Source organism: Phenylobacterium sp. (genome assembly GCF_036723115.1).
GTDB lineage: Bacteria > Pseudomonadota > Alphaproteobacteria > Caulobacterales > Caulobacteraceae > Phenylobacterium.
The window spans coordinates 1-13469 of sequence record NZ_DAIMHV010000014.1 but is presented as its reverse complement, the minus strand read 5'-3'; the positions used below and the strand labels follow the sequence as shown (position 1 = coordinate 13469).

15 protein-coding genes are annotated in these 13469 nt (G+C 69.2%); 8 read left to right on the top strand and 7 right to left on the bottom strand.

Annotated features, from left to right (window positions below):
• The first annotated feature begins 5 nt into the window (after positions 1-5).
• Positions 6-416 (top strand): DUF1489 family protein, encoded by a 411-nt coding sequence (locus tag V7D28_RS03195; RefSeq protein ID WP_333585911.1) that lies wholly within the window; start codon positions 6-8, stop codon positions 414-416.
• A 4-nt stretch (positions 417-420) separates the two neighbouring features.
• Here V7D28_RS03195 and panC read toward each other — a convergent pair whose 3' ends face one another.
• A complete protein-coding gene (gene panC / locus V7D28_RS03190) occupies positions 421-1278 on the bottom strand; it encodes a pantoate--beta-alanine ligase (RefSeq protein WP_333585910.1) in 858 nt (285 codons plus the stop codon).
• A 163-nt stretch (positions 1279-1441) separates the two neighbouring features.
• On the opposite strand from panC, the gene V7D28_RS03185 reads away from it, so the two are divergent.
• Both V7D28_RS03185 and V7D28_RS03180 read left to right on the top strand, forming a co-directional pair.
• Positions 1442-2266: a division plane positioning ATPase MipZ gene (locus V7D28_RS03185; RefSeq protein WP_333585909.1), complete on the top strand. Its 825-nt coding sequence runs from the start codon at positions 1442-1444 to the stop codon at positions 2264-2266.
• 4 nt (positions 2267-2270) lie between these two features.
• A complete protein-coding gene (locus V7D28_RS03180) occupies positions 2271-2693 on the top strand; it encodes a J domain-containing protein (RefSeq protein WP_333585908.1) in 423 nt (140 codons plus the stop codon).
• A 19-nt stretch (positions 2694-2712) separates the two neighbouring features.
• On the opposite strand, the gene V7D28_RS03175 is transcribed toward V7D28_RS03180, so the two are convergent.
• The gene (locus V7D28_RS03175; RefSeq protein ID WP_333585907.1) at positions 2713-3978 is read right to left on the bottom strand and encodes a D-alanyl-D-alanine carboxypeptidase; all 1266 of its coding nucleotides are present in this window, start codon (positions 3976-3978) and stop codon (positions 2713-2715) included.
• A gap of 287 nt (positions 3979-4265) precedes the next feature.
• Here V7D28_RS03175 and V7D28_RS03170 point away from each other — a divergent pair, with 287 nt between their 5' ends.
• From V7D28_RS03170 to V7D28_RS03150, 5 genes are all read left to right on the top strand, one after another.
• The gene (locus tag V7D28_RS03170) at positions 4266-4715 is read left to right on the top strand and encodes a phasin family protein (protein WP_333585906.1); all 450 of its coding nucleotides are present in this window, start codon (positions 4266-4268) and stop codon (positions 4713-4715) included.
• A 100-nt stretch (positions 4716-4815) separates the two neighbouring features.
• A complete protein-coding gene (locus V7D28_RS03165) occupies positions 4816-5277 on the top strand; it encodes a RidA family protein (protein ID WP_333585905.1) in 462 nt (153 codons plus the stop codon).
• Positions 5274-6020, top strand: coding sequence for a glycerophosphodiester phosphodiesterase family protein (locus V7D28_RS03160; RefSeq protein WP_333585904.1), 747 nt, complete (start codon positions 5274-5276; stop codon positions 6018-6020). Before V7D28_RS03165 ends, V7D28_RS03160 begins: the two co-directional genes overlap by 4 nt.
• Positions 6017-7177, top strand: a complete 1161-nt coding sequence (locus V7D28_RS03155; protein ID WP_333585903.1) for a GNAT family N-acetyltransferase — start codon at positions 6017-6019, stop codon at positions 7175-7177. Before V7D28_RS03160 ends, V7D28_RS03155 begins: the two co-directional genes overlap by 4 nt.
• A 59-nt stretch (positions 7178-7236) precedes the next feature.
• Positions 7237-7674: an HIT family protein gene (locus V7D28_RS03150; protein WP_333585902.1), complete on the top strand. Its 438-nt coding sequence runs from the start codon at positions 7237-7239 to the stop codon at positions 7672-7674.
• Positions 7675-7749: 75 nt separating this feature from the next.
• Here V7D28_RS03150 and clpA read toward each other — a convergent pair whose 3' ends face one another.
• The 5 genes from clpA to V7D28_RS03125 all read right to left on the bottom strand — a co-directional run bounded on the left by clpA (position 7750) and on the right by V7D28_RS03125 (position 13466).
• A complete protein-coding gene (gene clpA, locus V7D28_RS03145; RefSeq protein WP_333585901.1) occupies positions 7750-10077 on the bottom strand; it encodes an ATP-dependent Clp protease ATP-binding subunit ClpA in 2328 nt (775 codons plus the stop codon).
• Between the two features lie 10 nt (positions 10078-10087).
• Complete coding sequence (gene clpS / locus V7D28_RS03140) at positions 10088-10417, bottom strand: ATP-dependent Clp protease adapter ClpS (RefSeq protein ID WP_333585935.1); 330 nt, start codon at positions 10415-10417, stop codon at positions 10088-10090.
• Between the two features lie 155 nt (positions 10418-10572).
• Complete coding sequence (locus V7D28_RS03135) at positions 10573-11871, bottom strand: DNA polymerase IV (protein ID WP_333585900.1); 1299 nt, start codon at positions 11869-11871, stop codon at positions 10573-10575.
• Positions 11868-12764, bottom strand: coding sequence for an ROK family protein (locus V7D28_RS03130; RefSeq protein WP_333585899.1), 897 nt, complete (start codon positions 12762-12764; stop codon positions 11868-11870). The genes V7D28_RS03135 and V7D28_RS03130 overlap by 4 nt, the downstream gene beginning before the upstream one ends.
• 6 nt (positions 12765-12770) lie before the next feature.
• On the bottom strand, positions 12771-13466 hold the full coding sequence (locus tag V7D28_RS03125; protein WP_333585934.1) for a hypothetical protein: 696 nt from the start codon (positions 13464-13466) through the stop codon (positions 12771-12773).
• Positions 13467-13469 lie beyond the last annotated feature (3 nt).

Sequence of the window (13469 nt, the reverse complement as noted above, 5' to 3'; positions counted from 1 at the left end):
TCCCCATGCCGCTTCATGTGATCAAGCTGTGCGTCGGCTGCGACACGGTGGAGGAGCTGCTCGACTGGCGGGCGACGGCGGCGGCCCGCGGCGAGGCCTGGATCCTGCGCACCCGGCAGACGCCCAAGCGGGCCGCCGAGATCGTCGACGGGGGCAGCCTCTACCGCGTCTATAAGGGCCAGGTGCTGTCGCGGCAGCGCATCCTGGAGATCGCCACGGTGGGCGAAGGCGCCGCCGCCCGCTGTGAGATGCGGCTGGACGAGACGGTCGTACGTGTGGCGCCCACTCCGCGCCGGGCCTTTCAGGGCTGGCGTTATCTGGAGGCCAAGGACGCGCCCCCGGATCTGGACGGGGCGGCGACCGGCGACCTGCCGCCGGAACTGGCCCGCCAGCTTCGCGAAGCCGGCGCCTGGTAGGGCCTCAGGCGCCCATATTGTCGATCAGCCGCGTCCGGCCGAGATGGGCCGCGGCGAAGACGCGGGCCGGCGCCGAACATGGGCCGGGGCCGGGGTGGGACAGATCCTCGACCAGGCGCACCTCGAAATAGTCGACCGTCTCAAAGCCGTGGCGCTCAAGCGCCGCCCGGCCCGTCGCCTCCACCCGCTCCACCGATTCACCGGCCGCCAGCCGGGCGACGGCGTCGGCCAGAGCCTTGTTCATCTGACCGGCGATCTGACGCTGGGCGGAGTCGAGATAGGCGTTGCGGGACGACAGGGCCAGGCCGTCCTCGGCCCGAGCGATCGGGGCGCCCACCACCTCCACGGGGAGGTCGAGGTCGCGCACCAGCCGGCGGATCACCTGCAGTTGCTGATAGTCCTTCTCGCCGAAGATGGCGATGTCCGGCCGGGCCTGGTTCAGCAGCTTCGTCACCACCGTGGCCACCCCGTTGAAGTGGCCCGGGCGCGCGGCGCCGTCCAGGGGTTCGGAGACGCCGGTCACGGTGATGGTGGTGGCGAAACCGTGAGGATACATCTCCTGCACCGAAGGCGCGAACAGCAGGTGACAGCCGGCGCCCGCCAGCAGGGCTGAGTCGCCGGCCTCGTTCCGCGGGTAGCGGTCGAAGTCCTCGTTCGGGCCGAACTGAGTCGGATTGACGAAGATGCTGGCCACCACCCGGTCGGCCCGATCCAGGCCCAGGCGGATCAGGGAGAGGTGTCCCTCATGCAAGGCGCCCATGGTGGGCGCGAAGGCGACCTTGAGCCCGCTGTCGCGCCAGGCCTCCACCTGGGCGCGCAGCGCGGCCACGGTGCGGACGATAGGCAGGTTTTCGGCGGCCATGGGCGGAATTCCAACTGGAGGACGTCGCGCGGGCTTATGGCCGAGGGGCGGGGGTGCGTCCATCCGTCCACAAGCCAGGGACCCAGCCAAGTTGACGGAAGGGCGCCGGTAAGGGTTTCGTTAACCGATTGGCGCACTTGGCCGAATCAATGGAGCAGGGCGAATGTCCCAACCCCGTGTGATCGTCGTCGGCAATGAAAAGGGCGGCGCCGGCAAGTCGACCATCGCCCTCCACCTGGCTGTGGCGCTGATGTATGGCGGCGCCCGAGTGGCCGTGCTGGACCTGGACCTGCGCCAGCAGTCCATGGGCCACTTCTTCGGCAACCGCCGGGCCTGGCTGGCCGCCAACGGCGCCGACGCGCCCCTGCCGCTGGAATTCCCGCTGAGCGCTGAGCTGAGCGTGGCGCCCGAGGCCGAGGCCATGGACGCCTTCCGCGCGGCCTTCGAGGCGGCCCAAGCCCAGGCCGATTTTGTGGTGATCGACACCCCCGGCGGCGACACGGCCATCTCCCGGGCGGCCCACGGTCTGGCGGACCTCATCGTCACGCCGATGAATGACAGCTTCGTCGATTTCGACATGCTGGGCGGGGTGGACCCGGTGACCCTCGATCTGAAACGTCCGGGCCTCTATTCCGTCACCGTCTGGGACAGCCGCAAGGCGCGCGCGGCCCATGACGGCCGCTCCATCGACTGGGTGGTCCTGCGCAACCGTCTGGCCCCCACCGAGGCGCGCAACCGCCGCCGCCTGGACGAGCGGGTCAAGGCTTTGTCGCGCCGGGTGGGCTTCCGCGTGGGGCCCGGCCTGCGCGACCGCGTCATCTATCGCGAGCTCTTCCCCTTCGGCCTGACCATCGCCGACCTGTCCCCCGCCATCCGGCCCGTGGCGGTTTCGCTCCAGCACGTGGCCGCCCGTCAGGAGCTGCGGGCCCTCATCGCCGCGCTCGGCCTGGGCGAGGTGACCGGCCAGACCCTGCTGGCCGCCGAATAGGCTGATGCTCTATCTGGCCCTGGGCGCCGCCCTGCTGGGCTTTTTCCTGTGGATCGGCCGCGGCAAGCCCCTGTTCGGACAACGGGCCTGGCGGGTTGTTTCCGGCGTGGGGGCCATGGCGGCCTTCGCCGCGGGCGCTTTCCTGGCCGCGCGCGGGGGCTGGGCCTTTGCGCCGGTTCTGCTGCTGGGCGGGCTCTGGCTGGCGATGCAGGCTCGCCGGGGCGGGACCGAGGCCCCTGCGCGGTCCGCCGGCGCCATGAGCCTGGCCGAGGCCCGCGCCCTGCTGGGGGTCGAGGAAGGGGCCAGTCCCGAGGACATCCGGGCCGCCTATAACCGGCTGATCCGCAGGACCCATCCCGACGCCGGCGGCACGGCCGGTCTGGCCGCCCAGCTGAACGCCGCCCGGGATCGTCTGCTCAGATCCTGAATCCCGGTGCGCGGTTGGATTAGCCCGGCCCGATCACCATGCAGGCCTGACGGCTGGCCTTGAGGGTCTCGCAGGCGGCCTTGGCGCGGCTCTCGGTCAGTCCGGTGAAGCGGGCCCGGTAGAAGCCGCTGCTGGCGTCGGTGACGAAGGTCTCGGCGCCGGTGAAGGTGTCGGTGAACCGCCGCCGGGTCAGGCGGAGCTGCTCATTGGCCAGATCACGGGACTTGAACGCCCCCACCTGAACCTGCCAGCGGCCGGCTGCTGCGGCGGCGCTCGGCCGGGTCTGGGCCGCGGGGGCCGGAGCCGAAGCCAGGACGATCTTCAGGCCGTCCTGCTCCCCATCCCCCTGTTCGCGGGAGGGGCGCATGATCTGGCCGGTGGGCTCGGGCTCGAACAGGTTCTGGGCCACGGTGATCCGTTCGCCCCGCTCCCGACGCTCGGCCACATCGAAGCCGGTGAGCAGCAGGTCCTGGGCGTGGTTGTCGCGGGCCGCGGTGGACGCGCCCCCCAGCACAACGACGATCAGCCGGCGGTCATGCTTCACCCCGGAGATGGCGATATTGTAGCCCGAGGCGTTGGTGTAGCCGGTCTTCAGCCCGTCCACGCCCACTTCGCGGCGCAGCAGATTGTTGTGCCCGCGAATCTCCGTGCCCCGGAAGTTGAACTGGGGCTGGCTGAACAGGGCGTAGTACTGCGGGAAGTCGCGCATCACCGCACGCGAAAGCACGGCCAGGTCGCGGGCCGTAGAGATCTGGCGGCTGTCGGGCAGGCCCGAGGCGTTGACGAAGGTGGTGGAGTCCATCCCCAGCTCACGGGCGCGCAGGGTCATCATGGCCGCGAAGCGCGCCTCGCTGCCCCCCAGGCGCTCGGCCACGGCCACGGCCACATCATTGGCCGAGCGGATGGAAAGCGCGTGCATGGCCTCCTGGACGGTGATGGAATCCCCGGCCTTGACGAACAGCTTGGTGGGGGGCGCCGCCGCGGCGCGCGGCGAGAAGGTGATGCGGTCGTCGAGCTGCATCCGCCCGGCGGCCAGCTCTTCGAACATCAGATAAAGGGTCATCACCTTGGTGATGGAGGCGGGGTAGCGCGGGCTGTCGGCGCGCTTGGCGTAGAGCACCTCGCCGGTGGCGGCGTCCACCACGATGGAGGCGTATTTCGGCTGCTGGGCCGGCAGCTGAAGATAGGGGATCTGGGCCTGAACGGCCGTAGGGGCCAGTCCGCCGGCGACCACCGCCAGGGCGGTCAAGCTGGCGAGAATCGGGCGGCGGGCGGTTTTGAACATCGCTTCGTCCGTCTTCGTCTGGATGGATCGGCGCCCCCCGAGGCGCCGACCAGGAAAGCCTAGCATGACATGACCGCCCTTGCGGGAGGGTAAACACCTGTTGAGGAACCCAAATCGCCGCACATGCCCCCTGAAAGGCGAGCGGCGGGTCGCCTGTCACGTCACCGTCATTGTGCGGTGCACAAAAATTCGTTGACTGCTGCGATGCAACATGGGATGTTGCGCCTGCGTAGAGTTCTTCCGCCCCTCATTTGCGCGACCCCGCGCCGACCTCCAGGAGTTCAGCCATGGCCGCCGCCGCCGCCCAGACCGCCCAAAGCGCCAAGACCACCGCCGAACAGTTCAGCCTCGCCGGCAACCAGGTGTTCAAGGACGCCGTTGAAAAGTCCCTGGCCGCCCTGGCCGAGACCAACACCTATTCCAAGAAGAACCTGGAGGCCATGGTCGCCTCGGTGACCGCCGCCGCCAAGGGCGCCGAGACCGTCAGCGCCCAGGCCGTGGCCTATTCCAAGAAGCAGATGGAAGACCAGGTCGCCGCCGCCCAGAAGCTGGCCCAGGCCAAGAGCGTTCAAGAGGCCGTCGAGGTCCAGACCGCCTTCGCCAAGTCGGCGCTCGAAACCTACATGGCCGAAATGACCCGCATGTCCGAGGTCTTCACCGCCTCGCTCAAGGACACCATGAAGCCCCTGAACGAGCGCATGTCCGCCACGGTCGAGCGCTTCCAGGCCGCCCGCTAAGGCGCGACCTTCCGGGGGCGACCCCGAGGAATATGGGAAAGCCCGGTTCGGAGACGGACCGGGCTTTTCTCATGGGCTGGGCGGGGATAGAGACTAGGTCATGTCCACCGTCGAAGAACGTCTGGCGGCCCTTGGGGTGCGCCTGCCTGAACCCTCCGCCCCGGTCGCCAACTATGTGCCCTTCGTCCGGGCCGGTGCGCTGCTGCATATTTCCGGCCAGGTTTCCCGCGACGCCCAGGGCGGCGTCACCGGGATCGTCGGCGAGGATGTGGACATGGAGACCGCGCGGTTCGCCGCCCGCCTCTGCGCCATCAATCTGATCGCCCAGATGAAGGCCGCCTGCGGCGGCGATCTGGGCCGCGTGATCCGGGTGGTGAAGCTGGGCGGTTTCGTCCAGGCCGGACCCGGCTTCTTCGACATTCCCCAGGTGGTGAACGGCGCCTCGGACCTGATGGTGGACGCCTTTGGCGACATCGGGCGACACGCCCGTTCGGCGGTGGGCGTCTATCGGCTGCCCATGAACTTCGCCGTCGAGGTGGACGCTGTGGTGGAGGTCGCGTGAGGGATCGGTTCGGCGAGGCCTGGGACCTTCTGTTCCACCCGCCGGTGGCCCATCGGGGCCTTTGGCGGCCGGACGGCGCGCCGGAAAACTCCCTGGCGGCCTTCCAGGCGGCCTGCGCGGCGGGCTACGGCATCGAGCTGGACGTCCATCTCAGCGCCGACGGCGAGGCCATGGTCTTCCACGACAACAGCCTGGAGCGCATGACCGGCCAGCCGGGCCGCCTGCGCGACCATACGGCGGCCGATCTCCAGGCCATGCGGCTGAAGGATACTGACGAGACCATCCCGACCCTGCTGGAGACCCTGGCCGTGATCGGACATCGGGCCATGGTCCATGTGGAGCTCAAGACCCACTGGGGCGAGGTGGGACCGCTGGAACAGCGGGTTCACGAGGTGATCGCCGACCATGCCGGGCCGCTCTGTGTCATCGGCTTCAATCCCTATTCCCACGCCTGGTTCGCCGACCGCTATCCGGGCGTCCTGCGCGGGCTGGATTCCTTCAGCTATCGCGGGGTCAAGCACCTGGACGAGGCCGAGCGCCAAGCCTATGCGCGGCTGGAGCAGGTCTCCATCGCCCGGCCGCACTTCCTGGCGCTGGGGCTTGACTGCCTGCCCAGCGCCGAGGCCGACGCCTATCGCGCCCAGGGCATGCCCGTGGTCGCCTGGACCGTGCGCGAACCCGCCCAATGGGAGGCGGTGAAGGCCCACTGCGACAATCTGATCTTCGAGGGATTCGCCGCGTGAGCCTGAGGCCGGCGGTCCGGATTCACCGCCGAATCGCCGAGATCGGCGCCGCCGCCTGGGACGCCTGCGCGGGGCCTTCGGGCAATCCCTTCGTGGCCTATGACTTCCTCGACATTCTCGAGGAGTCCGGCTGCGCGGTGGAGCGCACTGGCTGGGGGCCGCAGCACCTGGCGGTGGAGGATGAGGTCGGCCAGGTGGGGGCGGTCATGCCCCTCTATCTGAAGTCCCACAGCCAGGGCGAATACATCTTCGATCACGCCTGGGCCGAGGCCTATGAGCGCGCCGGCGGGCGCTATTATCCGAAACTGCTGGCGGCGGCGCCGTTCACGCCCGCCACGGGGCCGCGCCTGCTGGTGCGTCCGGACGTGGATCCGGACGAGGGGCGACGCATGCTGATCGGCGGCGCCTTGAGCCTGTGCGAACGCTACGAGGTATCGTCCCTGCACATCAACTTCCCCACCCAGGACGAGTGGGAGTGGATGGGGGCGCAGGGGCTCGCCCAGCGCCAGGGCCAGCAATATCACTGGCGAAACCGCGGCTATGGCGACTTCGACGACTTCCTGGCTGACCTGTCCTCCGGCCGGCGCAAGACCATCCGGCGGGAGCGGCGCGACGCCCAGGCGGGGCTGGAGATCGTCTGCCTGACGGGCGCCGATCTGACCGAAGACGCCTGGGACGCCTTCTACGCGTTCTATATGGACACCGGCTCGCGCAAGTGGGGCCGGCCCTATCTGAACCGGACCTTCTTCTCCCTCCTGGGGGAGCGCATGGCCGACCGGGTCCTGCTGGTCATGGCGCGGCGGAACGGCCGCTGGATCGCCGGGGCGCTCAACCTCATCGGCGCCGACGCCCTCTACGGCCGCAACTGGGGCTGTACCGAGGACGTGCCGTTCCTGCACTTCGAGCTCTGCTACTATCAGGCCATCGCGTGGGCCATCGGGCGGGGGCTGTCGCGGGTGGAGGCCGGCGCCCAGGGCCAGCACAAGATCGCCCGCGGCTATCTGCCGAGCCCGGTCTTCTCCGCCCATTACATCGCCGACCCGGCCCTGCGCGGCCCGGTGGAGGACTTCGTGGCCCGGGAAAAGGCCGCCGTCGACGGGGAGATGGAGTGGCTGGCCGAGGAATACTCGCCCTTCCGCGAGGGCGGGGAGGGGTAGGGGCCTTCGCCTCACGCCCCACGCTTGCTAATCAAGCCGCAGCCAAGAGGGAGCGCGCCATGAGCCTGGACGGGACCTACGACCCCGACAACATCTTCGCCAAGATCCTGCGCGGCGAGGCGCCCTGCGCCCGCGTGTTCGAGGACGACCATGTGCTGTCCTTCATGGACGTCTTCCCGCAGGTGAAGGGCCACACCCTGGTGATCCCCAAGGCTTCCACGGCGCGCAACCTGCTGGAGGAAGACCCCGCGGTGCTGGCGCCGCTGATCCTGGGGGTTCAGCGGGTGGCGCGGGCGGTGCGCGCGGCCCTGCAGCCGGACGGCCTGGTGATCACCCAGTTCAACGGGGCGGCCGCCGGCCAGACGGTGTTCCACCCCCATTTCCATATCCTGCCCCGGTGGGAGGGCGTGGCGGTGGGACGCCATGCCTCGGGGGCCATGGCCGACCCCGCGGAGCTGAAGACCCTGGCCGAGCAGATCGCCGCCAAGATCGCCTGAAGCTCCCCTGGCCCGCATGAAAAAAGCCCCGGCCGCGAGGCCGGGGCTTTGATCGTCTCAGCGCTCTGAGCAGCCTCAATCGGCCAGTTCGGGCGCGGCGTCCTTGGACGGGTTCTCGATCTTGGGCGCGCCCGGCTCGCGGACCTCGCCCTCGATTTCGAAGTCGAGCTTGCCGTCCTTGAGCACCACGCGGACATGGCCGCCCTTGACCAGCCGGCCGAAGAGAATCTCGTCGGCCAGGGGCTTCTTGATGTTCTCCTGGATGACCCGGGCCAGGGGCCGGGCGCCATAGAGTTCGTCGAAGCCGTTGTCGGCCAGCCAACCGGCCGCCTCGTCGGAGGTCTCGATCGTCACATGGCGGTCGGCCAGTTGGGCCTCCAGCTGCATGACGAACTTCTGCACCACCTGGCGAATGATGGCCGGATCCAGCGGACGGAAGGCCACCACGGCGTCCAGACGGTTGCGGAATTCCGGCGTGAACAGCCGCTTGAGCGCCTCGTCCACCTCGTCCTCCGCCTTGCCGCGGCCAAAACCGATGGAGTTCCGCTGGGCGTCGGAGGCGCCGGCATTGGTGGTCATGATCAGGACCACGTTGCGGAAGTCGATCTTCTTGCCGTTGGCGTCGGTCAGAACGCCATGGTCCATGACCTGCAGCAGGATGTTGTAGACGTCCGGATGGGCCTTTTCGATCTCGTCCAGCAGGACCACGGCGTGGGGGTGCTGATCGACGGCGTCGGTCAGGAGACCGCCCTGGTCGAAGCCTACATAGCCGGGAGGCGCCCCGATGAGGCGGCTGACCGTGTGCCGCTCCATATACTCCGACATGTCGAACCGCAGGAGTTCGATGCCAAGCGTCGAGGCCAGCTGCCGCGCGGTTTCGGTCTTGCCGGTGCCGGTGGGACCGGAGAACAGATAGCAGCCGATGGGCTTGTTGGGATCGCGCAGACCCGCCCGGGCCATCTTCATGGCCGCAGACAGCTGCTCGATGGCCTCGTCCTGGCCGTACACCGCCCGCTTGAGGTCGGCTTCCAGCTGCTTGAGGGCCTCGGTGTCGGACTTGGAGACCGACTTGGGCGGAATGCGGGCGATCTTGGCGACGACCGCTTCGATCTCCTTCACGCCGATGGTCTTCTTGCGCCGGCTTTCGGGCAGAAGCATCTGGCTGGCCCCGGCCTCATCGATGATGTCGATGGCCTTGTCGGGCAGCTTGCGGTCGGTGATGTACTTGGCCGACAGCTCCACGGCGACCTTCAGAGCTTCATTGGTGTAGCGGAGCTTGTGGAACTCCTCGTAATAGGTCTTGAGGCCTTTGAGGATCTTGATCGTGTCTTCGATGGTGGGCTCGTTGACGTCGATCTTCTGGAACCGGCGCACCAGGGCGCGGTCCTTCTCGAAGTGCTGGCGAAACTCCTTGTAGGTGGTGGAGCCCATGCACCGCAGGCTGCCCGAGGCCAGGGCCGGCTTCAGCAGGTTCGAGGCGTCCATGGCCCCGCCGCTGGTGGCGCCGGCGCCGATCACCGTGTGGATCTCGTCGATGAACAGGATGGCGTCGGGGTGGTTCTCCAGCTCCTTGACCACCTGCTTGATCCGCTCCTCGAAGTCGCCGCGATAGCGGGTGCCCGCCAGGAGCGCGCCCATGTCGAGGGAGAAGATGGTGGAGTTGGCCAGGACGTCGGGGACCTGGTGGTTGACGATCTTGCGCGCCAGGCCTTCGGCGATAGCGGTCTTGCCCACGCCGGGGTCGCCCACCAGCAGGGGGTTGTTCTTGGTGCGGCGGCACAGGATCTGGATGGCGCGCTCCACCTCCATGGCCCGGCCGATCAGGGGGTCGACCTTGCCCTCCTTGGCCTTCTCATTGAGGTTGACGCAGTAGGCGTCCAGCGCCTCGCCGCCGGTCTTCACCGCGGCCTTTTCCTCGTCGTCGGCGCCCTTGACCGGCTTGCCGCCGTCGGTCGCCGCGCCCGCCTTCTTGGCGATGCCATGGGCGATGAAATTCACCGCATCATAGCGCGTCATGTCCTGCTCCTGCAGGAAGTAGGCGGCGTGGCTTTCCCGTTCGGAGAAGATGGCCACCAGCACATTGGCGCCGGTGACATCCTCGCGGCCCGAGGACTGGACGTGGATCACCGCGCGCTGGATCACGCGCTGGAAGCCCGCCGTGGGCTTGGCGTCCTCACCGTCGTCCACCACCAGCGAGCGGAGCTCATTGTCCACATAGCCGGTGAGGGTGGCCCGCAGCGCGCCCAGGTCCACGTCGCAGGCGCGCATGACGGACGCGGCCTCCTCGTCATCGACCAACGCGAGGAGCAGATGCTCCAGGGTCGCGTACTCGTGCTTACGCTCATTGGCGTAGGCGACGGCGCGGTGCAGGGATTCTTCGAGTTGGCGCGAAAACGAGGGCAATCTGGGCCTCTCAATCCTTTTCCATGGTGCATTGAAGCGGGTGCTGGTGCCGCCTAGCGGTATCAACGACCTGCGCGACTTTCGTTTCCGCCACCTCGTAAGTGAATACGCCGCACACGCCCACGCCGTGCTGGTGGACATGAAGCATGATGCGCGTCGCGTCTTCGCGCGACTTGTTGAAGAACTGTTCCAGAACGTAGACCACGAATTCCATAGGCGTGTAGTCGTCGTTCAGTAGCAGAACCCGGTACATGGACGGCTTCTGCGTCTTCGGCTTGGTCTGGGTGACGACCGCCGATTTGACGCCCGTCGACACGTCACCTTGCTTGCGCTCGGCCATCGAAAACGTCTCCTGGCGGGCGTCGAGGCCCGCCTCTTGGGTGATTAGATATGGAAAGTCGCCGCGTTTGGAAGGGTTGAAATCGTCGCGAGGCGACACCAAGCGGCCAAAGCCCAACTTTTCGTCGTCCGGCCTAGCGTGCATCGACGCCACACTCAATCTCCCGTCTCGGCGTTTTTTCTCAAGGCTCTGGCTGAGCTGATGGCCGCAGGGCCGAAACGGGCGCGGATGGCGTCCATGGTTCGCTCTCCGGCCAGGTCGCGGGCCTCGTCGTCGCCGAAGAAGTCCGCCTCGCCCTGGCCGGCGGGCGACAGGTCGGCCAGGCCGATCCCGATGAGTCGGAAGGCGCGTCCGTCGCATTCCCGGGCCAGCAGGTCCTGCCCGACCCGAAACAGGGTCTTGGCCGTCTGAGTCGGCGCGGCCAGGGCGCGCCGCCGGGTCAGGATGCGGAAGTCGGCGCTCTTCAGCTTGAGGGTCACCACCCGGCCGGTCAGCTCCGCGGCCCGCGCCTGGCGCGCCACCTTGTCGCAGAGGGCGGCCAGGCGATCTTCCAGCGCCTCATAGGCGGACAGATCGGTGTTGAAGGTGGTCTCGGCGCTGATGCTCTTGCGGGCCTGATCAGGGTCCACGGGGCGATTGTCCTGGCCCAGGGCGAGGCCGGCCAGGCGCAGTCCCTGGGCGCCGAACCTGCGGGCCAGGTCCTTGGGCTCGGCTCTCGCCAGATCCCCCACCGTGCGCAGGCCCGCGCCTTCCAGAGCGCGCACCATGGCCGGGCCGACGCCGGGCAGGATACCCACCGGGCGGGGCGCGAGGAAGGCTTGCGCCTCGGCCGCGCCGATCACCGAAAAGCCCCGCGGCTTGTCCAGGTCCGAGGCGATCTTGGCCAGGAACTTGTTGGGGGCGAGACCAATGGAGACGGTGAGCCTGGTCTCGGCCTCGATCCGGGCCTGCAGGCGGGCGAGCGTCAGGGCTGGCGCGGCCCCATGCAGCCTTTGCGTGCCGCTCAGGTCCATCCAGGCCTCGTCCAGGGACAGGGGCTGCACCAGCGGGGTGAGTTCCGCCATCAGGGCCATGATCCTGCGGCTCTCGGTCCGGTACTTGGTGAAGTCAGGCTTGATCACCACCGCCTGGGGGCAGGCCTTCAGCGCCTTGAACATGGGCATGGCCGAACGGACCCCGTGCACGCGCGCCAGGTAGCAGCAGGTGGTGACCACCCCGCGCACGCCGCCCCCGACGATCACCGGCACGTCGCGCAACTCCGGGCGGTCCCGCTTCTCCACCGAGGCGTAGAAGGCGTCGCAGTCCAGATGCGCCATGGACAGGGCGTTCAGTTCGGCATGGGCCACCAACCGTGGCGAGCCGCAGGCCGGGCAGCGGCGTGGGCCGGCGGCGCCCGCGCGGGTCGGTCCCGTCCACAGGCAGTCGCGACAGAGGGCCGGAAGCGCCTCGCTCATGGCGCCGGCAGGGGCCAGAGCCAGGCCGCCCCCCGTACGCCCGACGAATCGCCGTGCATCGCCTGGCGGACCACCACCTGGGCGCTGTCGGAAAAGACGTGCGGCGTTATGGCTGAGGGCAGGCGGTCGTAGAGGGCGGAGATGTTCGAAACCCCGCCGCCCAGGACGATCACGTCGGGATCGATCAGGTCCACCACGCAGGCGAGGGCCCGGCCCAGCCGGTCCACATAACGGTCCAGGGCGGCCGTTGCAGCCGGCTCGCCCTGGGCGGCCAGCCGGGCGATCTCCTCGGCGCGCAGGCCCAGGCCGTGGTCGGCCGCCAGGGCCGGTCCCGAGAGCCAGGTCTCCAGGCACCCCCGGCGTCCGCACCAGCAGGGCCGGCCAGGATATTCCTGCGCCGTGGACCAGGGCAGGGGGGTGTGGCCCCATTCGCCGGCCACGCCATTGGCGCCTTCCACCAGGGCTCCGCCCACCACCAGCCCGCCGCCGCAGCCGGTGCCCAATATGGCGGCGAAGACCACGCCCGCGCTGGCGCCGGCCCCATCGGCGGCCTCCGACAGGGCCAGGCAGTTGGCGTCATTGGCCAGACGCACGGGCCGGCCCAGGGCGCGGGCCATGTCCTCGGCCACCGGCCGACCGTTCAGCCAGACGGAATTGGCGTTGCGCACCAGGCCGGTGCGCGGGGAGACCGATCCGGGGATTCCCATCCCCACCGCCGCGGCCCGGGCGCCGGCTTCCGCCTCGGCCTGCGCCACCAAGTCCTTCACGACCTCCAGGGCGGGCTCATAGGCGCCCGGATTGGGCGCCCTGACGCGGGCCAGGATCTGGCCAGACGCCGCCAGGGCGGCGGCCTCGATCTTGGTGCCGCCGAAGTCCACGCCGATGCGGATCATGGGGGCTCAGCCGATGGTCTCGATCAGCGCCGCGCCCAGGGCGTCCCAGTCATCAATGCGCGTGTGCCGGTCAGGCGCGGCGGGCGCCAGCGGGCGCAGCCGGGTGTCGGCCACATGCTGGAAGCGGCTGACATGGGGCGCCTCCTCGGCCACCGAGTCGAGATTGGGCAGAAGGTCGTCGATGAAGGCCGCCGGGCCATGGGCCTGGGCCACAAGCGCCGCGGCCAGGGGGCCCTTGGGGCCCGTGTTCAGGAGCAGCGGATAGTCCAGGCCGTGACGGCCAAGCCAGCGCGCCCGGGCCAGCCGGGCCTGGCCCGGCGCATTGGTCAGTATGATCACGCCGGCCCGCTCGGCGATCTGGCGCAGGGCGTCCTGGGCCCCCTCCGCCACCCGCATGGCGCCCGCGCCATAACGGAAGAAGTCCTCATAGTGGCGGCGGCCTTCTTCCAGGGCGATGTGCTCTTCCGCGCCCGGGGCGTAGATGTTCTGAAAGAGGGCGAACCGCTCCACCCGCAGCTCCAGCCCGCGGGTGGCCAGGAAGTCGCCGAAGCCCTCCATGAAGTGGCCCAGCACCTCGTCCACGTCCACAATCACCAGGGGCCGGCGGGCGGCCAGACCCAGGCTCTCCAGGCTGGGCGCGCGCACGGCTTCGGTCGCCGGCGGCGTACGGGCGGTCTGAGTGGCGGGGCCGGCGGGGCCCACGGG

Coding starts and splice junctions, on each gene's coding strand:
- V7D28_RS03195 (WP_333585911.1), top strand. CDS start 6: ATGCCGCTTCATGTGATCAAGCTGTGCGTCGGCTGCGACACGGTGGAG.
- panC (WP_333585910.1), bottom strand. CDS start 1,278: ATGGCCGCCGAAAACCTGCCTATCGTCCGCACCGTGGCCGCGCTGCGC.
- V7D28_RS03185 (WP_333585909.1), top strand. CDS start 1,442: ATGTCCCAACCCCGTGTGATCGTCGTCGGCAATGAAAAGGGCGGCGCC.
- V7D28_RS03180 (WP_333585908.1), top strand. CDS start 2,271: ATGCTCTATCTGGCCCTGGGCGCCGCCCTGCTGGGCTTTTTCCTGTGG.
- V7D28_RS03175 (WP_333585907.1), bottom strand. CDS start 3,978: ATGTTCAAAACCGCCCGCCGCCCGATTCTCGCCAGCTTGACCGCCCTG.
- V7D28_RS03170 (WP_333585906.1), top strand. CDS start 4,266: ATGGCCGCCGCCGCCGCCCAGACCGCCCAAAGCGCCAAGACCACCGCC.
- V7D28_RS03165 (WP_333585905.1), top strand. CDS start 4,816: ATGTCCACCGTCGAAGAACGTCTGGCGGCCCTTGGGGTGCGCCTGCCT.
- V7D28_RS03150 (WP_333585902.1), top strand. CDS start 7,237: ATGAGCCTGGACGGGACCTACGACCCCGACAACATCTTCGCCAAGATC.
- clpS (WP_333585935.1), bottom strand. CDS start 10,417: ATGGCCGAGCGCAAGCAAGGTGACGTGTCGACGGGCGTCAAATCGGCG.
- V7D28_RS03135 (WP_333585900.1), bottom strand. CDS start 11,871: ATGAGCGAGGCGCTTCCGGCCCTCTGTCGCGACTGCCTGTGGACGGGA.
- V7D28_RS03130 (WP_333585899.1), bottom strand. CDS start 12,764: ATGATCCGCATCGGCGTGGACTTCGGCGGCACCAAGATCGAGGCCGCC.